The sequence below is a fragment of the Candidatus Brachybacter algidus genome (assembly GCF_016707225.1).
Lineage (GTDB): Bacteria > Bacteroidota > Bacteroidia > Chitinophagales > Saprospiraceae > Parvibacillus > Parvibacillus algidus.
Genome location: NZ_JADJID010000002.1, coordinates 743,997 through 768,962 on the forward strand (window position 1 = coordinate 743,997; position 24,966 = coordinate 768,962).

Below are 24,966 nucleotides of genomic sequence, written 5' to 3' on the forward strand. Positions count from 1 at the left end.
CAAAATTCTTAACGCTCACTCACTCCGCAAAAGCTCAAAAAATTACGCAAAACCCTACAAGGCTTCGTTCCTCGCTGTGTAGGACTTTGCTATTTTTTGGCATTTTCTCCATTCATTCACTAAATTTTATAAGGCCACAGCTACACCGTTCAGTCATTTTTATAATGCAAACTATTTACTTCATAGTAAATTCTCCAGTTTTAATGCCTTCTGAAAAGATATGTATAAACCCTAGCCCTCCAAAGGGGGAAATCACTGTTCCTCATCATAATTTTGCTACTTATTGAATGGCATGGAGTGTTCAAGAATAGCCTGCAGTTAAGATCAAGCGTTACTGCGTGCTCTCATTATTCATTATTCATCAATCATTGTTCATTACTTTACCGCTTTTTCCTTCAGTAGATTTTTCAACCTCTGCGAAGCCTGTTCGGCCTTTACAAATTTTGGACTGATAGTTGAAGCTTGAGAATATTGCTTCTGAGCTTCAGCCAGCTTACCTTGTTTTTCTAAAACTATTCCCTTCGCGTAATATGCTTCTGCATAGATCTTATCCAATTCTGTAGCAATGGTCAAGAATTCAAGGGATTTATCCAGGGAGTCCATTTCCTGATACAATACACCAATATTAAAATAGGGCTGTGCGGTCTTTGGGAACACCAAATTCATCTTCTTATACCATGTGATGGCTTCATCGAGGTGGTTAAGGTTCTGATGGTGCATAGCCATTGCATAAAGTGCCTGATAAGAAGTAGAATCTATTTTTAGTGCAGTTTTGAAGTATTTCTCAGCATCTTTTTCTTTTATTTCGTCTGATAATGCTCCTGCTTTTATCCAACCATCTATTAGATAAGGATCGATCTCTGTTGCTTTTTTGAATGCGAGTAAAGCGCGCTTTGAATCACCTGATTCGTTCAGAACTGATCCCATTAGTAAGTAAGCATCAGCATTTTGTTTGTCTTTTTCCAGGATGGTTTTAATCGTCTGCATTGCTTCATCGTATTGCTTTAGGATCATTTCGTATTCGGTCAGTTTTAGTAAGGTCCGAATACTGTCAGGAAACATTCCGGAAGCTTTCTGCATCGTCAACAGCGCCATTCTAGACTGATAATAGTCCATATACGTATCTGCCAGTAAATGATAATATTTTGGCTTCAAGCTATCTATTTTCATTGCTGATGACAGGTCCAATATAGCTTCGTCATAACCCTCAACGTCGTAATAATACTGTGCACGGTTAAATAATGCATCAGCATTATTAGGGTTCTTTTCAACTATTTCATTGAGTGCATCCAGCTGTGGATCAGGTTTGGCTTTAGGCTTGTCATCTACTTTATCGCTTTTACAAGCCACCAGACTTAAAAGGAAAATGACAAAAACAGATTTAAATAGCAAAGTAATATTTGGCATAAAAGTATATTTCAATTTGAATAACGAAAAAAAAGTAAAGATAGAACCTTTCCAATAAAAATTAATTTTCAGAAATAAGACTGTCATTCACACGCACAAGAATAGCCCATATATAATAAAACAGTATATTTGACAAAAAAAGTCATGTATTTTACAGAGGAAATAATAGAGAAAATATTCGAACAAGAGATAGAGTCAGACAATGACCCGGTAATGGAGTTGGAGAATATCGCTGCCGATCAGCCGGCGCTGATATCTTATCTGGGTCAGGAGAATCTTGAACTGTTAACTGAAGAAGAATTTGATTATTGCGCTTTTCTGGTCACCATTATCTATAAGACATATGCACAGAGTGGTCTTGAAATGGCCATGATCGAACCTGATCAAATCGATGCAGCTGAAGAATTGAATTGGGAGAAAATCAATGCCTCGGAAGGAAAAAAATTCAAACAACGCATTGATTCTCTTTTTGAAGGATTCTCACAAGAAGATCTACTTGCCTTTGTGGAAGACGCACTCGAAGCGGATGACCTTCCCATCGTAACGAATGAAGGCAGGGAACCGATGTTCATAATATTAAAGACGATCATTGATGTGCTGGAGGAGAGTGTGAAAGTAAGATAGTATATCAGTATTTCAGTATAACAGTACAACAGAGCCTCAGTTGAGTAGTCGTGAGTATGATACTAGGTAGAATATCATTATGATAATATCGTTATGCACAAGAACTTTTTAGAAATGAGCTAGTAGAAATCAAAACTAGGCTAATTTACGTACATAGCTAAAACGCAAAGTACTAAAGTGCCAATCCGCTCCTTCTAACCTCTTAACCTCCTAATTTCCATGCCTCGCAAGCCATTCATAATCTTATCCATATTCCTACTTTCCTGGCTCGTCACGGCGCAGAGTTGCATGAAGATGCGTATCAGTGATACCAAGGCTGTTCAGGAGTTTAGAGAAGCGGGCGTTGTCCTGCATATTGAAGACTTTGATGTGGATGGATTTAATTTGCATGCAGTCCATACGGGCGATGATACGTTGCCGACATTATTTTTTATCCACGGTTCACCGGGGAGTTGGTATGCATTTGAGGTTTATTTGAAGGATAAAGACTTGCTCAAAAAATATAGAATGTATTCTATTGATAGGCCGGGCTTTGGTTATAGCCAGTTTGGCAATGATATGAATATGGAGGACCAGGCGAAAATCATATATCCATTTATAAATTCAATCAAAAACGGCAAGCCTCTTTACATTATTGGACATTCGCTTGGCGGTCCTATATTAGTAAAACTGGCGGCTGATCATCCGGATGATTTTAAAGGAATGGTCATACTAGCAGGTTCAATAGATGCGGACGAGGAGCCAAAGGAATTATGGCGTGGATTGTTGTATTATACTCCACTGCAATATTTCATGCCGGGTGCGTTTCGACCTAGCAGCAATGAGATTTGGGCATTCAAGAAGGAATTAAAAGACCTGGACGATGAGATCAGAAATATATCTTGCGATGTCTATGTGGTGCATGGTGACAAGGATACGTTTGTGCCTGTTGGCAATGCTTACTATGCTCAAAAAGCGATGATAAATGCCCGTTCATTTCATTTGAAAATATTAAAAGGGGCGCCACACTTTATTCCCTGGGAGCCTTGGTATGGGGAGGTGAAGGAGGTGTTGATGAATATGAATTGATTTAATTTTAAACTTGTTGGAAATAGAATTGTCCACTTTTAAAATGTATTTCTGATAATGTTTGAAGTTTGAAGTTTGAAGTTTGTCAAGGGTGTTATGATTGTTTTATTTCGACAATACAACTTTCATAAATCTGCCGAAACTATTCCCTTTTTTTATAAAAATTAGTGAGATTCCTTCTAATCATATTAAGGTTTTATTCTGCATTATCTTTTGCTATGAAAACTATTGACTTTGAGACAAATTCTGCAATGTTTGAAGAAAACTGTACAAAGCAATCAATCTTTCGCTTTTAGGCGTTTGATTTAATTTGTAATAGTTACGATCGGTTCTGTAAATTGTATCTGCCAAGGTAAAATATATTTCCATCTCAGGCGGTATAGGAATACCAAGTTCTTGCAATTCTTTTTTGCATCTTGATATATATTTATACACTTCATATTCTGCAGTGACATCTCCTCCTGACTGATTGTATTCGTTTATTTTGGCGCCTATCATCTCTACCTGTGAAAGGATACTTTGTTTATGACCTAATTGGGATTTATCGTATGATTTCATCATTGCGCCCGGAGCTAGATAAGCTTCTTTATTAAAGAAATTTGCCTCCATTTGTTTTGCAGATATTAATTCCGCAAGAATTGGTTTGTCACGATCGGATGCCTTGTTATACCTTACCTCCAAGGCATCTACTTCCTGAAGCAATTTATAATAATTATTCCTGTCATTGTCTCCGAGTTTATCAGCCCATCTTTGAATAAGATCAGTGTCCAGGCCTTTTATTAACCGTTCAACGCGTATCATTTCTGCAGGATTACCTTTAGCATGGTGCAACATTCTCGCATACATGAGAACTTCACTCTTGGCATGGATTCTTGCATCTATACCTGCAAAAGCTTTACTGTCCTTATGGTTCGCATATTTGGTAAGGCGACCTGCATGTGTAAATAAAGAAACTTTGAAGATTTTTTCATAATTGCTTCCATACATTTTGCGAAGCTTTGAATCCAATAATACTAGCATACGACCGGCATTTTCACTGGTGACATTGAAATCCAGGTCACTTGTAGGTGTACTGGATGCATCTCCCAATAATTCAGCATTATAACTATCCAGATCCTGAACTATTTTTTTCCTTATTCTTGTCATCCGATCGAGTATTTTCTTGCCTTCCGGAGTTTGATTTAGGAAATTATGAATTTCATCCCATGTTCCAATTTGTTCCAACCCAGCTACAATCTCACGGTCGGTATAAATATCCAAATTCTTTGGATCAATTGGGCCAGTGCGCTCTGGTGCTGCGCCATGACCATGAGGAGGGACGACGTCCACTTGTGTATTTTCATTGTCCTTAAATTCATTTTCATTGGGTTGTTGTTCAGTGGCCGTTTGGTCAGAAAGAAGATCTTCCGGTGTCACAGCCTTATGTTTGGCAGTAACCTTGCTGCTACTATGAAGTTTGGCCTCCTCGTTTTCTTTTTTATTCACTAATTCATTGTACTCTTTTTCTTTTCTATTCACAATTAAATCAGGGTCAATCGAAAGTGAATCCCGCGAACCATCTCTTTTGGTATATTCAATTTTAAATTCCCACTTACCATTTCCTGAGCTAGTTGCTATAAATCGGCTTTCCAGGATTTCGCCTGACTGATGTGTAAGAATGGAGGATTCCAGATATTGAGGGTTTTTTGGACTTTTTCCTCTAATCAAATGCCGAAAATCACCCATCGAAGCAAGTGAATCCAAGACGGAGTGTCCTCTGGAAGGATGAGTATGGTGCACTAAATCATAATTGCCATGACTATTAAAATCAACATTGAATGAAGATCCCTGCACTACAAAATATGTAGGAGGGTCAGTATTGTTATCTCGCCACAGTCCAACTTCGCGTTGGGGGTCATTATTGAAGACATCTTCCATAGTTCTTTTTCCTTGTGATTCGGATCTGATCAAATCCCCACCAGGATCCAGATATATAGCCCCTTCCGGAACATCATGCAGAATCACTTCCTCTCCGGAGCGGTATAGTTTCATATCACGAATATCGCGTAAGGCTTGTTGTGCCTCCAGCACAGTGTCCCTGGTTACTTCATTATTCAGCAGGGCATAAGCCTCCTCGGCGGCTTTTTGTTTTTTCGTTAGATCATGCAGATCTGCTTCCATAGATTCCAACTCTTTACGTTCAGAGCGTCCAGGTTTTTTTCCTTTTCGGGTCATTTCGTTTTGAATGGCATTGATTTTAGCCTCGATTGATGTTTTTTCAATATCTATGTGTGTTAATTCTGATGTTAAGGAATCTGACAATACGACAGGATCTGTTTGGTAATGAATTGGATCGCTAATTGCGCTGCCATGCTGCGGCATATCAGTATGTAATGTAGCAGAAGGTTGTTCGATTTGACCATTTGTGGAATTGACCGTATTTCCGTCATGCGCAATGACTGAAGGGTCTACGACGTCATTCTGATGAGATAATGTATCTGATGACGTGTTTTTAGGAGGAACAATTGTTTTTTTAACTGAATCCAAAGCCTTCTGATATGGTGCAGTTACTCTTGATACAACCATACTCTGGAACATTCCTTTAAAGTAATTTTCAAAACTTTCACCAGGTGGTACTCCTTTAGCGATATCAATACCAAGAGAATGGATACTTCCCAAAGCTTGTTCAGCAACTTCATTGATGATTTTGACCTTCATCACCTGTGCTGCAAACCCTGTACCTTTAGCAATTTTAGCAATACCCTTCGTGGCGAGTCCTCCCATCATCCCATCGACCATACCTGTGACAAAGTCCATGCCACAATTATTGAGATCATATCGCTCATTTTTCATAATCTTGTTTGTAACTACACTTGTAGCTCCACTGATTAATCCACTTGCTATGATTCCTCCCAAACCCGGCAATAATGCAGAGGCCGTAGCTGCCACCAATGCCTGAACGATCATGGTAGCAATTCCTTCTACTTTATCCCTTGTTTCTTCAAAATTGGCTCTGGTTTCTTTTGCATTTTTAATACCTTCTTCCAGCCCTGCCATTTCTTCCTTATCGATAGTGCCATCATCGAATTTTGCAATTTCAAGATCTACTTCTACCTCCCTCATTTCATTGGAGGCACTTAGGCCCGCAGTGCTTCCCATATTAGTAAGAGTGGCACCTAGTCCGGAATTTGCCTTACGCAATAACCGTCTATCCTCTTTGATGCGCGCTGTAGGGTCATCCCACAAAAGATCCTCTACATGTCTAAGATGTTTTTTGTCAAATACGTAAGTTTCTCTTTTGAAATATTCCCAATGTGCTTTGAAAACCTGTTTTCTGTTTTCCGGCAATAAATGAAGCAAATAATGAGTGGCCCACTCTCTATCTTTACTATTGATGATGTGGAGAAAAAACTGTATGTCTGATTCAATTTTCAAAAGATTTAAAAATTCATTTTTATCCTTTTCCTTGGAAGGCAAAAACATATAGACCAACATTTCTTCAAGATAATCATTTCCTTTTAATGACTTACGTAAAACATTGAAACTACCTTGAGATATACTATATCGTACATAACTTTTAAATGAATCGTAATCCCACAGCGAGCCTTCTGTTATTAATTGAAACCCTGGGTCGTTGGAATATTGGAGATTGTATACGACTTTGTATTTATTAAGTTTATCGTCATTGTAATTAATTTTTATGAAAGTATCTGTTACCAACTTTTTAGCGCTCAGGTCCATTTTGCAGAAAATTGGAAAGGCTTTTTTTTCATCTGTTTGAAATACATGGACAAATCTTTGAACTAGACTTTCTTTTCCCGAGAGAATATCGTCTACTTTTGAAAACTCTGACTCAATTTTTTTACCTTTCTCTTTGTCGCCAAAAGAGTAATTGAGTTCTTTTGTGGAGTTATAGAAGTCTTTGATTTCCTCTTTCAAGCTCCATCCAGATTTTGTTTTTTCTGCATTACCAAACGATTTCGTGTATTCTCCTTCTATTTGTTCTCCTGTCATTCCCTCATCTATTCCTTCCCTTATGGCATTTTGCAGGTCTGTTATGTTTTTGTCTCCAAAAAGTGCCATCCGAATTTTGTCTACAGGACGCACTCTGCCGTAGCAAAGTATTGCCTTGGCTTTAATGTTGTCATCCGACGTCCAGTCCATGTCATCATCGATACGTCCGGCTATGTACCAATTATTGACTGCTCCTGTGATAGGAAGCGCCCCCTTGCCTTCAGTGTCTGAAGCATAGTCGGTACTATATTCTGTTTCAAGTTTTTGTATACCTATGTCATATGCCTGCTTCATCGAGAAGTTCACATTTCCTTCATCGGTGCCTGCACCTTTTACAGCGATATAAAATTTATCTGCAGGACGAAGCTTTCCTGCTTTCAGATAGGCCCTTGCCATAGGCCATGTAAAGTCATCAAACTTAGTTTTTTGTTCAACAAATGTTTCAAGATCTTGACTATAAAGTTGATTAAATAAAGCGTTTCTTTCTTTTGAAAAAGGGAAAGTCATTTGCAGTAATCTGTACAATGGATCTCTTGCAGCGGTTAAGTTTATTTGATTTGCAACATTGCTGGTAGGAAATAGGCCATAATAACTACTGGCTCTCTCAAAATTCAATAGATCATGGATGCTTACCACCCAACCTGCCATATGTTCTCCGATTTTCTTTTTATATGCATCAAATTTTTGATAGCTAGCAAAACGTTCGGCCAATGAATTTGCAGCGATGGTATAATTTCCTTTCAACTCTGCCTTTCCTTTTTTGCTTATTTCATCGTAGATCGAAGCTTCTGATTGGATAGCCGCCTGTGTTTGAACATAATCAACAGTATTTGGCAAGTCAATTTTGAGAAAAAATGCATCAAAGATCCTGGCTTTGCCTTCATCGAGATACTCTTTATATTTAGCCAAATTCTGAACGACACTTTGGTGTTGAAGCTTTATTTCAGGATCTACAATATAATTGCTTTCTTCTTCTTTTGTTTGTTTTCCCGCCGTTGCAGCAGGAGTTGCTATTACTTTGAATTGAACTGCGGGCATGGCTGCCGCTCCATTTTCTAATTCAACCTCATGGTCTGCATCAGTTGCAACAGTAATTTGACGTTTACGATATTGTTTGGGCCGATAACTTTGCATTCCAAATACTGCTTTTCCAGCAATTTAGTGTTTTAATCAACTGAATTGTTACTTGCAAATGGCAAGATCTTGAGGCAATGGAATATTAATCTGCTTCAAGATTAAAAGTAATTGGAAGGGAATATTGAACCCGAACAGGAATACCATTTTGCATTCCTGGAGACCAGTCCGGCATAGTTTTAAAGAGTTCATAACAAACTCCTGTAATAGAATTGCAAAGTCCTCTGATGACCTTAATATCTGTTACTTCGCCATTCTTTTCAATTGTAAATTCCACGATGGCTTTACCAGTAATTCCATGTTTTTTTGCATCGTTTGGGTACTTTATGTTTGAATTTAAATATTCGTAAAATGCTCCTTGTCCCTTCTTAAATTGTGGTTTGGTTTCAGTGACTTTGATAATAGATTTGCCATCCTTTGCGATCACATCTTTTAGAACATATTCGCCTTTAATATACAAAACACTATCTTTTTTAATTCCGGTAGAATCATAGTTAAACGTCCATCCATTCAATTTCCCGTGTTCATACATTTCTGTACTTAACAATTCATTGAATCCATTATAATTTTCCCATAAACCGTCTTTTTCACCATTCAAATAATAACCGGTTTTGCCATCTACCAACCAGAGTCCTGACTGAACATTGTGGGAATATCTTCCATTCACATAAAGTGTCCCATCATCCAGCCATTCTTTATATGGCCCATGCTTTTCATTTTGATGAATAGAATTGTAGGTAATTAAGTGTGTAATTTGCTTTGTTTCCGGAAAATATATTTTTCGGATTAATTGGCTATCTGATAATTTTTCAAAAGTGGTATAATACGTTTCATCCAAAACTAAACTTCCAGGATCTAAATTACTTTTGAATTTACCGGCAAATTTACTTTGAGCGTGTAAAGAGTTGATCAGAATAAGCAGAATAGCTAGTATTCCCATGGGTGTTTTTGAAATTTTAAAACTCATTTCTATAGCTTTTTAAAAATTGAATACTTTTAATTTGGCTGAAATATAATCGAATTCAACTTTTTACCCCTTATCTTTACCATTCAAAATTCAAAATTTAACATTCAACATTTCCATGAAACTGCACAATAGAGTCAACGGCCGCGAACTGAAAGCAATATTGCAACAATCCGACGAAAAGCGGACTACCCTCTCTTTCTATAAATATTTTCATTTCGCCAATCCGGAACTGGTTCGAAATCATCTTTTCCTCACCTGGGATAAGATCGGTGTCATGGGTAGAATATACATCGCGCACGAAGGCATCAATGGACAGATATCCATACCGGATGCCCGAATGGAGGACTTTAACGCCTCATGCAGCGAACTGGAATTCATGAACGGCACCCGACATAATATCGCCATCGATGATGACGGTAAGTCTTTCTTTAAACTAAAAATTACTGTTCGCAAGAAGATCGTTGCAGATGGACTCGATGACTCCACTTTTGATGTCATGGATAGCGGAAAACATCTATCAGCTAAGGAAATGAATGCTATGCTGGCAGCAAAGGATACCGTTGTAGTAGACATGCGCAATCATTATGAAAGTGAAGTAGGTCACTTTGAAGGTGCCATCAGACCCGATGTGGAGACATTCAGAGAGTCGCTTCCAATCATAAGCGATATGCTGGCGGAGAATAAGGATAAAAACATCGTAATGTATTGTACCGGCGGCATCAGATGTGAAAAAGCAAGTGCTTATATGAAGCATAAAGGCTACCAAAATGTGTTTCAACTGGATGGTGGCATCATAGAATATGCCCGTCAGGTCAAGGAACAAGAACTCGTAAATAAATTCCTCGGCACGAATTTTGTTTTCGATGAAAGGCTTGGGGAAAGGATCTCCGAGGATATAGTATCCAAATGTCACCAATGTGGTGATGCTTGCGATAAGCATACCAACTGTGCCAATGACTACTGCCACTTGCTCTTTATCCAATGCGATAATTGCAAATCGGAATACGAAAATACTTGTTCATCCCTCTGCAAAGAATACTTACATATGCCGATCGAAAAGCAGATAGAAGCCGGAAAGAACAAGATTTTTAATGGTTCGAAGTTTGGAAAGGGGAGATATAATCCAAAAGTTGTCGGAGAAAACAATTTATTGAAGGCGTAAAACATTGCATTTGTCGACAAGTTGTATCCATTGGAAACTATTATGCATAACAAAGTAGTTTACATAGAAAATTAAACAAAACTCACATGGAATACAAACTAGCTTCATTATCAAAACGTTTCGTCGCCCTTTTCATTGATGCCACCATCGTCAGCGCATTGACAAAATTGGCTTTCTTCCCTTTTGGATTCAGTTTTAACTTGTTCAGCGATGGATTTAACTTCTGGAATGTTGCTGAATTTTCAGGAATGACAGCCTTCATCGGCTTAATTTACTTTGTTATCATGGAATCTTCTACCCGAAATGCAACGTTCGGCAAACAAATAATGCATCTGAAAGTGTATGATGAGGATGGAAATGGCCTCAATCTATCCAAAGCCATCATTAGAAACCTAGTGAAGGTAGTTTGTGGCAATACTTTTATCATCGGATACATAGTAGCAGCATTTACCAAAGACAAGCAGGCGGTTCATGATCTGGTAGCTTCGACAGTGGTAGTAGAAGATGCACCGGTGGCAGTATTAGAATGAAACAGTAGTGACGAGGCTTGCCCTTGTCCCTATCACATGAATTAAAAATATGAACCACTGCAAGGACAGGTCGCGACCTGTCCCTGCAGCTAGTGTTTAAACACGTCTTTTTTTTGTATATTTCAAAGTAAACTTTGATGACACCCCGACTTAGGTTAACCTAAGCCGAACCTCACGATCTGTCCTTATAGCTAGATTTTATACACATCTTTTCAAAAGGAAATATTATTGGAGAAAAGACAATGAAGTAATCGGTCTGCATCAAAATAATGACTGAACGGGGCTTGTCCTTGTCCGTATCTCATATTTTATGACTTGAGTTTCGAAGTTGCCTATTGCAATTGAGATCAATTCAAATAATTGGATCAACTTTAATTTTCTTAAATTTGTATAATCGGTTTCATTCGCTAAATTCAAACTTCGAAGCATAATTCTGACTTCTACCTTCTAATTTTTAGTGTTTCACAACAGCCTTCGGCAATCTAATCGTAAATGTTGTTCCTTTGCCTGGAGAAGTTTTTTTCACAAATATCTTTCCACCATGGTATTCTTCGATGATACGTTTGCTTAAGGAAAGGCCTAGTCCCCAACCTCTTGCCTTAGTGGTAAAGCCTGGTTTGAAGATGTTTCCTGCTTGTTTTGACGTCATACCTTTGCCCGTGTCTGATATATCTATGAAGACATTATTTGGATCTTCGTAGACTTCAGCTCCTATCACTCCTTTACCTTCCATTGCATCGAGGGCATTTCGGATGAGGTTTTCAAGTACCCAGTCAAACAAAGGAGCATTGACACTGATCTTGATTAGCTGGTCATTTGGAAATTGTGGAAATACAAATTCAACTTTACGGGGCGCCCTTTTACCCATATAAATCCTTGTATTTTCCAAAAGCTGGTACACATCGTTTTGCGTAAGCACAGGGATAGAACCTATTTTTGAAAATCGATCAGCAACTCTTTCTAGTTTTTGAACATCATTGTTGAGTTCGCTGAGAACTTCCATCTGATCAGGATCATCTTCGGCCATCACTTTAAGATGCTCTATCCATGCGATGATAGCTGAAATAGGAGTGCCAAGTTGATGCGCTGTTTCTTTAGCCATACCGACCCACAATCTGTTTTGCTCTGATTTTCTAGCAGCCGAGATGCCCAGATATCCCATGCCAATGAAGACAGAAAGCAGCAGAAGTTGGATGTAAGGGAAATAGGTTAAATAGGTGTACAGCCTGGAATTCTTGTAGTAAACCTTTTGGTTCACGAATTCATCTTTAATGTCAATAGGTTTGTAGCCGTTCGATTTAATCTCTTTCAATTGGTCTTTGAGAAATAGTGTATCTTCATTTAATTCATCTGAAAAATTCACTGCAGTAATGATATTGTCCTTATTATCCGTTAGGATGGCCGGGATTTTAAAATCCTGTGTTAATTGTAGAGATATGTCATTTGTCACATCAGAGGCTTTGGTCAAATCCTCAATGGCACGAGCATATAATTGTACACTTTTTTCCTCCCCTTCCTTGAGTTTGGTTGCAAGAAATGTAGTATACAACATAGAAATGACCAACACCAAAATGCCAATGATGATGAGATATGTTTTCCAGTAGGTCCTGAAATCAAATATTCTAAGCAAAAGAATTATTTCTTAGTTAAGATAAAGAATAGAACACTCCAAATGTAAATAATATTTTGTGAAAGCAGGTTTTTTTGAATGTAGGTGTGTAATTCATAGCAATGGAACGAAGATGAAAATAAAAATGGAACGCAGATGACGCTGTTAAAAGGGATTTCGCTGATAAACATAAATTAAGCATTGACAATAGAAAGTTGCTTACCGTATTTATATTAAAGGAGATTAGATTAAATAAGAAGTTGTCCAAATCTGCTCAATCTGCGTCATCCGTGTTCTATCCCATGTGTCTTATCCTCTGCCATTAAATTCAAAAATCCATCCATAATTCATCCCGAAAAGAAATAATATCTAATTTCGCCGGTGAGTAAAGGTTCATTTTAAAGATATTTGCACAAAATTCTCTATGAAAATAGCTGTAAACACAAGGTTTCTCATCAAAGGTAAAATGACCGGACTTGGACATTTTACTTTTGAATTATTGAAACAATTGGTGGTGCAACATCCTGAAGATGAATTTATCTTTTTATTTGACAGAAAAATTGACCCTGACTTTGTTTTTGCTTCGAATATAACACCTGTCATGGTCTTTCCACCTGCCCGAGCTCCTTTTCTTTTCTATTGGTGGTTTGAGTGGGCCATTCCTTCAATTGTCAAAAAATATAAGGCTGAAGTATTTCTTAGCCCCGACAATTTTATGTCACTTAGCTTGAATATACCAACAGTTCTCGTCATTCATGACCTTGCTTTCGAGCATTTCCCTGCAGATTTATCATTTAGTAATAGATGGTATTATAAACATTTTATGCCGCTTTTTGCCCGGAAAGCTGCGAAGATTGCAACTGTTTCATTGGCAACTAAATTGGATATTATTGGCCAATATAACATCCCTTCAGATAAGATCGAGGTAGTTGGTCTTGGCTTGAATGAAGGGTTTGAACGGCCAGAAGAAGGTATTGAACCGGAAGATTATTTTGTGCACATAGGAACAATTCAGCCAAGGAAAAATATAGTCAGGCTGCTGGAGGCATTTGAGGCTTATAAGATGAAAAGCGGAAATGCCACCAAATTGATCTTCATTGGCGGCAAAGGTTGGAAGGATGCCCCGATCTATGAGTATCTTAACAAAATGCAGTTCAAAGAAGACGTTATTTTCGAAGGGTATTTGACTAATCAGGAAATTTCTGAAAAACTACAAAAAGCAATCGCTTTGCTATGTGTCTCCTACTTTGAAGGATTTGGAATGCCAGTTATAGAAGCCCAGCAATGTGGTTGCCCGGTGATATGTTCGAATATTAGTTCGTTGCCGGAAGCTGCAGGAAGTGGTGCTTTGTTGGTTGACCCTTATGATGTCGCGGCAATAGCTGATTCAATGGCACTTTTGAAAAATGATGCAACTTTAAGGGAGACATTAATTCAAAGGGGGTTTGAAAATGTTGTAAAATACTCCTGGAAGTTGACATCCAAAAAGGTATGGAACTGTTTATCATCAGTTATTAATCAAACTGTTTTGTGAAAATAATGCTCGGAGGCTCGGAGGCTTGTCGAAGTTTTTAACTTCGATACAATATTTAGAAGTTTTAACTTCATCATAATATCTTTAAAGAGAATCCTCAAATTCAACTGAAATTATATCGCTATCAAAAAAGAATTAAGTTAAATTTATTCAACCCACTCCGGGGTTGTAAGCGTGCGCTATCTCCCCCCCGAGTTGCAATCGGGGCTATTGTCATTCAACCCCCGCCGGGGTTTTAAGTTATTATTGCATCAAAATCATAAGCTTTACGACAAAGGCATTTTACCAGAAGTTTTAAGAATTTTCACAAAATTTTCACAAATGAATTAGTATTAGATGTGAAGCATCATTAGTGCAATCAGTGGTTAAAGATATTATTGTTTTTAAAAGCTTGTCGGTGTTTAACTTGATACAATAATTAGAAGGTTTTAAGTTCTTCATAATACCTAGGAAAATGCCAAAACTTTCATATTCACAGCCTAATTAACAGGTTATCAGCCATTTATTATTAAATTCTTGGTATTAATTTAAACGTTTCTTCACCCTGGTTCACACCTGATTCACAACTTGATTTTAAATAAATCAAATAATTCTTCCATCATTTCGGCTTCAAACATTCTATATTTGCAAGCAAAAAATAGCCGACATGAGCCAGATATTAATAGAATGTGTTCCCAATTTCAGTGAGGGACGTGATATGAATGTAATTAATGCCATCGCTGATTCTATCAGAGCCGTGGAGGGGGTGACCTTACTGGATGTTGATCCCGGAAAGGCGACAAATCGTACAGTGTTTACCTTTGTTGGTCATCCGGATGCTGTGTGTGAGGCTGCATATATAGCTATTGGCGTCGCTGGCCAACTCATCGATATGAGTAAACACAAAGGAGCTCATCCTCGCATGGGTGCGACCGATGTTTGTCCACTCATCCCCATAGCCGGAATAACCTTGGATGAATTAATTCCTTATGCTCAGAAATTGGGACAACGAGTAGCAGAAGGACATGGCATACCAATATATCTATATGAGGCAGCAGCTGCTTCTCCTGATAGAAAAAGCCTGGGCGATATCAGAAGTGGTGAATATGAAGGGTTCGTGACAAAGATCAAAGACCCTCAGTGGAAGCCGGACTTTGGTGCAGCAATATTCAATGAAAGGTCAGGTGCCACCGTAATCGGGGCCAGAGACTTCCTGGTAGCTTACAATGTCAATCTCAATACAACTTCTGTTAAGAAAGCTAACGGCATTGCCTTCGATATTCGTGAAAATGGTCGCATCATGAAAGTCAATGGAGAGCCGGTCCTTGATGACAATGGTGAACATATCCGTCAACCCGGCAAACTAAAAAGTGTCAAAGGAATTGGGTGGTTTATAGAAGAATACGGCATCGCACAAATCTCTATGAACCTCACTAATATCAATGATACACCGCTGCATGATGCTTTCGAAGCATGTGTGGAAAGTGCACAAAATCGGGGTATCAGAGTTACCGGATCGGAACTTGTTGGTATGGTGCCAAAAAAAGTATTGATCGATGCAGGTAAATATTTCTTGCAGAAGCAAAAAGCATCTTCCGGACTTTCAGAATTGGAATTAATGAAATTTGCTGTAAGATCGATGGGGCTGGAAGAAATTGCTCCATATCCTCTTGACAAGAAGGTCATCGAATATGCGATTGCCAAGAAGGAAGACTCCAGACTTGTGAATCTTTCATTGACAGAGTTTGCTAATCTGACAGCATCAGAATCTCCGGCACCGGGTGGTGGATCTGTTTCGGCTGCTGTTGGGGCATTCGGCATATCGCTGGGGACGATGGTTGCAAATCTTACAGGAAGTAAAAAAGGTTTTGAAAAAAATTGGAAAAATTACAGTAAATACGCCGTAAAAGGACAAGAGATAAAACAAAAATTGCTTCAGCTAGTAGATGAAGATACCCAAGCCTTCAACGGTATTATCGAAGCAGTAAGAATGCCCAAATCCAACGAAGAGGAAATAGCTGCAAGAAAAGAAGCTATGATCTCTGCAACGAAACACGCCATCGAAATACCTTATGAAGTAATGAAAACAGCTGCGTTGGCCATTCCGATCATAGCTGCCATGGTAGAAAAAGGCAATCCTACCAGCCTTTCAGATGCTGCTGTGGGTGGACTTTGTCTTCAGACAGCCGTGACAGGTGCTTACTACAATGTAAAGATCAACTTGCAAGGTTTGGATGATGCGGATTACAGTGTGTTTATGACGGCGCAGGCTACCACATTGTATAGAAAGTCAATGGATGAACTTAGTGAGATCCAAAAGTCAGTGGAAAAGGTACTTTGATTTATGTCTGAAAAGAAAAAAGTGCTCGCCATTATAGGCAGTACCAGAGCTAATTCTTCCAATTTAAGATTGGTAAAATGCATCCAGCACATGACTGCTGATGTTTTTGAAATGAATATTTTCAATGAGATCGACACGCTGCCTCACTTCAATCCGGACCTTGACAAAGAAAACCCTCCTGAAAGCATTGTGAATTTCAGAAAACTGATATCGGAGGCAGATGGTGTGCTGATCTGTACGCCTGAATATGTGTTTACACTGCCCGGCAGTCTCAAAAATGCTTTGGAATGGTGCGTTTCTACCACTATTTTCTCTCAAAAGCCTGTTGGGCTAATCACAGCTTCCGCCAATGGAATGATGGGACACGAATCCTTACAATTGGTGATGAGAACCATTGAAGCTAAGTTTGCAGAAGATACCACACTCTTGATATCAGGTATCAGTGGAAAGATCAATATGGAAAATGAGATCACACATCCTCAGACAGCTTTATTGATTAATAACTTTATAGAATCTTTTTTAAAGTTTTTCGTTACCAATTAATTCTGGTTATAAATATGTTCATTATTCCAAAATGAAAAACCAAAATTTAATAACCTGAAATGAAAAGGTCCATTTTATTATCTTTACTTTATTGTACGAAAAGTTTTAAATAATTAAGATAAGTTGGCTTTTTACTACAATGTAATGAAACACCACTTTAAAAGACCAATATCAAAAAAATATGTACACATACAAAATACATTTAAGAAAAGAAGCTGAAGGCGGTTACACTGTTTCGGTTCCTGTATTGCCTGGTTGCATTACATACGGTGAAGATGTTGACGAGGCTATAGCAATGGCTAAAGAAGCGATTGAGCTTTTTATTGAAGAATTACAAGAAAGAGGCGAAGTTATACCTGATAATAGCAATACGTTGGAATTCTCTTTAACCCTCGAGGCAACATGAACCTATCCCCAAATCGCCTCATTATTTTTTTAGAAGAAAACGGCTTTATTTTCAAACGATCCAAAGGCTCACATCAATTGTATTACAACCCTGATTCAAAAAAAACGATTATCGTGCCTTTTCACGGTGGAAGGGACATGAAAAAAGGTACTTTTTATGCTATCATTAGACAAGCTGGACTTGATAAAAATGATTTAGTTTAAATTTATTCAATAAACTTATATCACCCATATAATTCAGAAGTTCAGATTTTTTAAAATCACATATTGGCACTTTTGTAAAGTTTAAATAAGGAAGTTTTTTGGTCGAAGCAAACCATACTTTCAGCGAAAACCTAAAATAAAATGGGTATTTTTCGTAAATTGCGCATCTTTTTTCAATCTAACCAAATTAATATATGAATAAAATATTTATGAAAAAGCAGTTGAAAGCAATCCTTATAGCAGGAGTTTTCGCTTGCGCCCTCCCTTTCGCCATGCAGGCTCAGGTCGAAGGCATTACTAAAGGGGTTACTGTGGAAGGCATCACAGAATATACAATTGAGAAAAATGGCATGAAAGTGTTGCTTTTCCCTGAACCATCCAAACCTACAATTACTGTAAATATCACTTATCTGGTAGGTAGCCGTCATGAAGGTTACGGTGAGACAGGTATGGCGCACCTTTTGGAGCACATGGTGTTCAAAGGTACTCCTAATCATAAAGATATTCCTGCAGAATTAACTTCTCATGGAGCGCGTCCAAATGGTACAACATGGTTGGATAGAACGAATTATTTCGAGACTTTCTCAGCTAAAGATGAAAATCTTGAATGGGCACTTAGCCTTGAGTCTGACAGAATGGTTAATTCATTTATAGCGAAAGAGGCACTTGAAAGTGAAATGACTGTAGTAAGAAATGAATTCGAAAGTGGTGAGAATGATCCAACCAGCATCCTGATGGAGCGCGTGTTGTCCACATCATTTCTTTGGCATAATTATGGTAAATCTACCATTGGTGCAAGAGCGGATATAGAGAATGTTCCTATCGAAAGATTGCAGGCATTTTATAAAAAATACTATCAACCGGACAATTCAGTATTGGTGGTAGCAGGTCAGATCGATGTGGAAAAAACATTGAAAATGATCAAGAAATACTTCGAACCAATTCCGAAACCGAACAGAAAAGAAAATCTTTTGTATCCGACTTACACTGCTGAACCTACTCAAGATGGAGAAAGAAGTGTCGTGCTTAGAAGAACAGGTGATGTACAGGCTGTCATGGCTGCATATCACATCTGCCCTGGTGCACATCCTGACTACGCAGCATTGGAAATGCTAACTTCTATTCTTACAGATAACCCTGGTGGTATAATGTATAAGGAAATGGTAGAAAGCAAAAAAGCAACTGACGTATTTGGCTTTAGTTTTGAATTAAAAGAGCCGGGAGTCATGATGTTTGGTGCATCTATACCTTTAGATAAATCATTGGAAGAAGCTAAGGCAACATTTTTAAGCAGACTTGACAAAGTATCAGGTATGACTTTTACACAAGAAGAACTTGATCGTCAGAAACAAAAAGCTTCTAAAGGCTGGGAAATGGCTTTCAATAACGTAGAAAGAGTTGGAACGAATCTTAGTGAATATATCGCACAAGGTGACTGGAGACTAACTTTCATCGGTCGTGACAATATTAAAAAAGTGACTTTAAATGATCTTAAAAGAGTTGCTAAGTTATATTTCAAAAGTTCAAACAGAACTTTTGGAGAGTTTATTCCTGACAAAAATCCTGATAGAGTAGAAGTACCGGGCGTGGTTGATTTTGCCGCTATTGTTAAAGATTACAAAGGAAATGAGGCAGTGAGCGAAGGTGAAATGTTTGACCCTTCTCCATCTAATATTGATAAAAGAACGAGTATAGCTAAAGCTAAAACAGGTAATTTTGAAATAGCTATGTTGCCAAAGGAAACCAGAGGTGATGTCGTAATAGCTAATATAACATTTAGAATGGGTGATGCAACAACCTTAAAGGGCAAGGCTGCTACTGGTGACCTCACTGCTTCTATGTTGAATAAGGGAACTAAGACGATGAGTAAGCAACAGATCTCTGATGCTTTCGATAAGTTAAAATCCAGAGTTTCCATCAGTGGAGGCGCATCTAACTGCAATGTTAGGGTAGAAACAACAAGAGAAAATCTTAAACCGACTTTGGCTATTATAGCTGATATCCTTAAAAACCCTGCTTTCCCGCAGAATGAGTTTGAAATACTGGTTAATCAGGAAGTAAGTGCTATCGAAGCTCAGAAAGGTGATCCTCAGGGTCTTGCCAGTGTAGAATATTCAAGAGCAATCGCAAATTATCCGAAAGATGATCCACGTTATACTCCTACGATGGATGAGAATATTGCAATGGTAAAAGCTGTTAAATTGGAAGATCTTAAGAAATTCCATACAGACTTCTATGGTGCTACAGATGCTACTGCTTCAGTAGTAGGCGATTTCTCGAAGGAAGAGATCGAAAAAATGATGATGGAAACATTCGGTACATGGAAAGCTAAGAATCCTTACAAAAGGATGGCAAGTCCATTTCAAGCTGCTACACCGGGTGAGAAAAACATTAATACTCCAGATAAATCCAATTCACTTTATCTTGCTGGTTTCAATGTAGAATTGAAAGATTCTGACCCTGAATATCCGGCTATGGTTTTAGCGAATTATATCATGGGTGGAGGATTCCTTAATTCAAGGCTTGCTACACGTATTCGCCAGAAAGATGGTTTGAGCTATGGAGTTGGTTCTCAATTTAGCTCAAGTGCTATGGACAAGGCAGGTAACTTTACTGTGTATGCGATCAGTGCTCCTGAGAATACAGAGAAAGTAAATGCTGCTGTCAAGGAAGAGATCGCGAGAGTTAACAAGGATGGATTCACTGCTGAAGAGCTTGAAGCTGCTAAGTCTGGTTTGTTGCAATCAAGACAGGTTAGTCGTGCGCAGGATGCTTCTTTATCAGGTACATTGAACAATAACCTATTCATAGGACGTACAATGGAATTTGATGATAAAATTGATAAGGCGATTCAGGCACTTACACCTGCACAAGTTAATGCGGCATTCAATAAATTCATTTCACCATCGAAATTGGTTGTGATCAAGGCGGGTGACTTTGAGAAAAATGTGGAGAAAAAACCTTAGTCAGTTGAATGAAGGATGAAAAATATAGCATTTTAAGTTAGTTTTGAATTCTTACATTTTTCTTTGATATAAATATAAAAGAGGAGGGCTGAACTGGTTCTCCTCTTTTTTTTAATATCAATTAAGAGGATGATTTTGTGTATTGACCCAATGTCTTTCCTATGAGTTTTAATTAAAAATAAAAAGATTAGGAGCCTGGGACTAAAGTCCAATCATACTTATCCTTCGATCCGTCGGTTAAAACCGACGGTAAGATATTGGTGGTCACCAATTGTATTTATCAGATGATTAGAGTAGCTTTTGAAGTAGTATATTCTATGATTATATAAACAACCATACCACTCTAAGCCCAGCAGGCTTGCCTGACTGTCTAGGCAGGGGAGACATACATCAGCGAGGTACGCAGTGCCTCGCATATTTCCAACAATCTTTTCAGAGAGGGCCAAAAGACCTTTGTAAGTGAATATTACAGAGAATTACCTGAAGTTTAAAGTTAAAATCACAATTTTTTGGCAGCATATTGGACAAGCTCACCGTTTACTATTCCAAGCTAAATCATTGACCAAATTTATCTTTCAATCTGTTTATATCAAAGCAATTTCTTGAGTCGTTTCACGTTTGTAAAGCGCCGTAGATATATATTAACAGATTGCAATGGAGGATTTTAGGACAATAATTAGTAAACTACTCAAATAAAATCTAAATTTGCGCCTCAAAAAATTGATTTTCAATAGATTGAAGGTCATTGGTTTTTGAACTTAAATTTCAAACATCCATTTATAATAATTTGATACAGATGCATTTAAATATTAAGTTTTTATTCACCTCATTTCTTTTTATAACAGCTTTTCTATCCTTTCAAAGTAATACTTTGGCTCAGGAAGACAAAGATAAGATGTTCGAAATCGGATCATTGAAGGTGGTTGGAGCCAAATTCAGTGATGAAAACGCTATTATGACCATCTCCGGACTCAAGGTCGGTGACATCATACAAGTACCGGGTCCAAAGATTTCCAAAGCAGTTAAAGCTTTATTAAATCTTAAATTATTCTCTAATGTCGAGATAATTAAAGAAAAAACAATCGGACAGGTCATCTTTATCGAAATAAAAGTAGAAGAGCGACCAAGGCTTTTAGGTTGGTCTTATACCGGTATTAAGAAGTCATATCACGAAGATCTTAACAAAAAAATAGATGGCTACCTACTCAAAGGAGGCATCGTCACAGAAAACAACAAACTGAACTCTATCAATGCCATCAAGGACTTCTTTATTGAAAAGGGCTATCTGGATGCTACAGCCACTGTCAGAGAGATCAGTCAGGACACCGCATTGAACCAAGTTAGACTAGTGTTCAATGTAAAAAGAAATTCAAGGATAAAGATTCAGGATGTCACATTTACCGGCAATGTCAATGCAAAAGCAAGCAAGTTGCGCAAGAAGATGGGCGACACAAAGGTCAAAAGAAAACTTTTCTCCTCTTCCAAGTTCAACAAAGATAAATATGAAGCAGATAAAGCTGCCGTAATAGCCTACTACAACACATTAGGATACAGGGATGCCAAAGTAGTTTCTGATTCTGTATGGAGAGAAAAAGACGGAGATATTCGTATAAATGTAAATCTCAGCGAAGGCAATAAATATTATTACAGAAACATCAATTTCAAAGGCAATACTTTGTATACTGATGAGCAGTTGAACAATCGCCTGGGTGTAAAGCTTGGTGACACTTACAATCAGGAAAAACTAGATGGTAGACTTCGTTTCAGCATGGATGGATCAGATGTAAGCTCACTTTATCTAGATGATGGATATCTTGCTTTTAATATCGATGCAGTAGAAACAGCTGTGGATAATGATTCTATCGATCTTGAAATGAGGGTCTTCGAAGGCCCTCAGTTTACAATTGATAAGGTAATTATCAAGGGAAATGACAGAACTAATGAATATGTCATCAGAAGAGAATTATATACTAAGCCTGGGCAAAAATTCAGCAGACAAAATCTAATCAGGTCTCAAAGAGAAATCGTCAATCTTGGTTATTTTAATCAGGAAGCCATTGGTATCAATTACCCTGTGAATCAAAAAGCCGGAACCGTAGATATTGAATACACTGTAGAAGAAAAACCAAATGATCAGCTTGAATTGTCGGCAGGTTATGGAGGATATCAGGGATTGATAGGAACACTTGGGGTTACGTTCAATAACTTTTCATTGAAAAATATAACTAAGAGTGAGACCTGGAGACCGCTGCCTCAAGGGGATGGTCAAAAATTATCTCTCAGAGCTCAGACTAACGGACGATTCTATCAATCTTACAATGCTTCATTTACGGAGCCTTGGCTGGGAGGTAAGAAGCCTACTTCATTTACAGTAGGTGGATTCTATACCAGATATGCCAATATAAATGGCTCAACGGGCGAAAGTGTTGGGTATTACTCTATCGTTTCAGGAACTGTGGGCGTAGGTACCAGACTGAAATGGCCGGATGACAACTTCCTGGTGAATGCATCTGTGAATCTACAACAAAATAAACTGCAAGATTATGGTGGACTATTCACGGTGTCAAGTGGAACGTTCAACAACTTTAATTTAAGGTTGACCTTAGCCAGGACTACTATCGCTGATCCGATCTTTCCTAGAGATGGTTCAAGGATATCTCTGACCGGACAGTTCACTCCGCCATATTCATTATTTTCAAATAAGGATTATGGAGCTCTTGATATCGCAGATAGATTCCAATTTCTGGAATACCACAAGTGGAGACTCGATATGGAATTTTATAAATCCCTTATAGGTAAGCTAGTACTTAAGGTTTCCGGTAAAATAGGTATGATAGGTTATTATAACGAAGATGTTGGACTCTCTCCATTTGAGCGTTTTGAATTAGGTGGTGATGGTCTATCCAATGCCAATACCGGTATCGTAGGTAAAGACATAATCTCTCTGCGTGGATACAATGTGGAAGATGTAAGAAGAGACAACAAAGTGACAAGTGATGGAGCTGCAGTATTCGACAAATTCTCACTGGAGTTAAGATATCCGATATCTCTCAATCCTGGTTCATCTATTTTCGTCCTCGGCTTTTTGGATGGAGGAAATGCATGGAATAAAATTAGAGATTTTAGGCCTTTCGACCTTAAAAGGTCTACCGGTTTAGGTCTTAGAGTTTTCCTTCCTATGTTTGGTATACTCGGTTTTGATTACGGTTTCGGATTTGATAAAACTAACCTAATCAATGAAGGAGCAAAATGGACGCAATTCGGTAAGTTCAGCTTTATACTTGGTTTCGAGCCGGAATAGAGGAAAAAGTATTAGAGTAAGATAGTATTAGAGTATGATAGTGTTTTCAAAGATCAACTGTAGGGATAGGTCGAGACCTGTCATCACAGTTGATCTTTGAAAATACGGAATAGGAGGAGCGTATTATTGTAGATAGTATAATAGTATGAGCGTAGGGATAAGGCTTGCCCTTGTCCGCATTAAGTTTAGCAACACAAATATCAGAAAGACAGAAGGTATGATTCGGGGACAGAAAGGGGGGGGGGGCTGCCTTTTCGAATTATATACATCATAAGGTCCGAAAGTCGTATCAATTAGGCCTGCCCTTGTCAACAGAGACAATAATCCATTCGACCCTGGCGTGAGCTTCTAATAAAATAAAATAACCATATTTCAATTTGAGATCAGATCTATCAGTAGTCATCATCGCCAATAATGCTTCTCTGCGCATTGGTGAAGTTATAGGCGCTGCACGAAGAGTAAGCAATGATATAGTTGTATGCGATTCAGGAAGCGATGACAATACTGTTGATATCGCAAATGATCTGGGCGCCAGAGTGATTCATCAAAACTGGAAGGGATATAGTGCTACCAAAAATATTGCAAATTCCTATGCCGAACACGATTGGGTGCTTTCACTGGATTCGGATGAGGTGATGAGTGAAGCATTAATTGACAGTATTGAAGGTTTGACATTTGAGGATCATAAAGTTTACTTACTTAATCGTTCTAATTATTTTTGTGGAAAGCAGATCAGATTCTCCAATTGGAGTCCTGATCATATTCCCAGACTTTTTAACAAGAAAGTGGCAAGTTGGACCGGAGACTTTGTACATGAAAAACTGAGTTTTGGGGACAATGTAAAGAAAGAGCTTCTGAATGGGAGACTTGACCATTATTCTTACGAATCTTATAGCCAAAGAATGGATAAGGTATTTAATTATGCCAAACTTTCTGCTCATGAAAGATTCCAGAAAGGAAAAAGGACCAATCTGATATGGACTATTCTGACTTCTATAAGTAAATTTATAATAACATACTTTATTCATCTTGGCTTTCTGGATGGGAAAGCTGGTTTTCAAATAGCACTCACTGATGCACTTGGCTCCTGGAAACGCAATAGAATCATGATGGAACTACAAAATAATAGGGTGCCGGAATGTTGCAAATGATATTTTAAGTCAATAATTTTAAGACATGATTTAATTAAACGTTAAGGA

At 38.1% G+C, this 24,966-nt stretch carries 16 protein-coding genes; 12 read left to right on the top strand and 4 right to left on the bottom strand.

Annotation, left to right across the window (positions count from 1 at the left end):
* Positions 1-375: 375 nt before the first annotated feature.
* Positions 376-1,407 (bottom strand): tetratricopeptide repeat protein, encoded by a 1,032-nt coding sequence (locus IPI15_RS08965; RefSeq protein WP_287419932.1) that lies wholly within the window; start codon positions 1,405-1,407, stop codon positions 376-378.
* 129 nt (positions 1,408-1,536) lie between these two features.
* On the opposite strand from IPI15_RS08965, the gene IPI15_RS08970 reads away from it, so the two are divergent.
* Positions 1,537-2,031, top strand: coding sequence for a hypothetical protein (locus IPI15_RS08970; protein ID WP_287401842.1), 495 nt, complete (start codon positions 1,537-1,539; stop codon positions 2,029-2,031).
* Positions 2,032-2,250: 219 nt separating this feature from the next.
* Complete coding sequence (locus IPI15_RS08975) at positions 2,251-3,099, top strand: alpha/beta fold hydrolase (RefSeq protein WP_287419934.1); 849 nt, start codon at positions 2,251-2,253, stop codon at positions 3,097-3,099.
* Between the two features lie 225 nt (positions 3,100-3,324).
* On the opposite strand, the gene IPI15_RS08980 is transcribed toward IPI15_RS08975, so the two are convergent.
* Both IPI15_RS08980 and IPI15_RS08985 read right to left on the bottom strand, forming a co-directional pair.
* Positions 3,325-8,226, bottom strand: a complete 4,902-nt coding sequence (locus IPI15_RS08980) for a hypothetical protein (RefSeq protein WP_287419935.1) — start codon at positions 8,224-8,226, stop codon at positions 3,325-3,327.
* Positions 8,227-8,311: 85 nt separating this feature from the next.
* Positions 8,312-9,193 carry a TonB family protein gene (locus IPI15_RS08985; RefSeq protein ID WP_287401845.1) on the bottom strand — a complete coding sequence of 294 codons (882 nt, stop codon included), beginning with the start codon at positions 9,191-9,193 and terminating at the stop codon, positions 8,312-8,314.
* A 115-nt stretch (positions 9,194-9,308) separates the two neighbouring features.
* Between IPI15_RS08985 and trhO the strand changes: the two genes are divergently transcribed.
* Both trhO and IPI15_RS08995 read left to right on the top strand, forming a co-directional pair.
* Complete coding sequence (gene trhO, locus IPI15_RS08990) at positions 9,309-10,355, top strand: oxygen-dependent tRNA uridine(34) hydroxylase TrhO (protein WP_287401846.1); 1,047 nt, start codon at positions 9,309-9,311, stop codon at positions 10,353-10,355.
* Between the two features lie 86 nt (positions 10,356-10,441).
* Positions 10,442-10,885 (top strand): RDD family protein, encoded by a 444-nt coding sequence (locus tag IPI15_RS08995; protein ID WP_287401847.1) that lies wholly within the window; start codon positions 10,442-10,444, stop codon positions 10,883-10,885.
* A gap of 454 nt (positions 10,886-11,339) precedes the next feature.
* On the opposite strand, the gene IPI15_RS09000 is transcribed toward IPI15_RS08995, so the two are convergent.
* A complete protein-coding gene (locus tag IPI15_RS09000) occupies positions 11,340-12,515 on the bottom strand; it encodes a sensor histidine kinase (RefSeq protein WP_287401848.1) in 1,176 nt (391 codons plus the stop codon).
* 403 nt (positions 12,516-12,918) lie between these two features.
* Between IPI15_RS09000 and IPI15_RS09005 the strand changes: the two genes are divergently transcribed.
* From IPI15_RS09005 to IPI15_RS09040, 8 genes are all read left to right on the top strand, one after another.
* On the top strand, positions 12,919-14,028 hold the full coding sequence (locus IPI15_RS09005) for a glycosyltransferase family 4 protein (RefSeq protein WP_287401849.1): 1,110 nt from the start codon (positions 12,919-12,921) through the stop codon (positions 14,026-14,028).
* Positions 14,029-14,674: 646 nt separating this feature from the next.
* Positions 14,675-16,348, top strand: a complete 1,674-nt coding sequence (ftcD, locus tag IPI15_RS09010) for a glutamate formimidoyltransferase (RefSeq protein WP_287419937.1) — start codon at positions 14,675-14,677, stop codon at positions 16,346-16,348.
* Between the two features lie 3 nt (positions 16,349-16,351).
* Entirely contained in the window at positions 16,352-16,891 is a 540-nt protein-coding gene (locus tag IPI15_RS09015; RefSeq protein ID WP_287419939.1) for an NADPH-dependent FMN reductase, read from the top strand.
* A 181-nt stretch (positions 16,892-17,072) separates the two neighbouring features.
* On the top strand, positions 17,073-17,297 hold the full coding sequence (locus tag IPI15_RS09020; protein ID WP_287419941.1) for a type II toxin-antitoxin system HicB family antitoxin: 225 nt from the start codon (positions 17,073-17,075) through the stop codon (positions 17,295-17,297).
* Positions 17,294-17,500: a type II toxin-antitoxin system HicA family toxin gene (locus tag IPI15_RS09025; protein WP_287419943.1), complete on the top strand. Its 207-nt coding sequence runs from the start codon at positions 17,294-17,296 to the stop codon at positions 17,498-17,500. Before IPI15_RS09020 ends, IPI15_RS09025 begins: the two co-directional genes overlap by 4 nt.
* A gap of 209 nt (positions 17,501-17,709) precedes the next feature.
* Complete coding sequence (locus tag IPI15_RS09030) at positions 17,710-20,466, top strand: M16 family metallopeptidase (protein ID WP_287419944.1); 2,757 nt, start codon at positions 17,710-17,712, stop codon at positions 20,464-20,466.
* Between the two features lie 796 nt (positions 20,467-21,262).
* Positions 21,263-23,767 (top strand): outer membrane protein assembly factor BamA, encoded by a 2,505-nt coding sequence (gene bamA / locus IPI15_RS09035; protein ID WP_287419945.1) that lies wholly within the window; start codon positions 21,263-21,265, stop codon positions 23,765-23,767.
* A 377-nt stretch (positions 23,768-24,144) separates the two neighbouring features.
* Complete coding sequence (locus IPI15_RS09040; RefSeq protein ID WP_287419947.1) at positions 24,145-24,918, top strand: glycosyltransferase family 2 protein; 774 nt, start codon at positions 24,145-24,147, stop codon at positions 24,916-24,918.
* Positions 24,919-24,966: the final 48 nt, after the last annotated feature.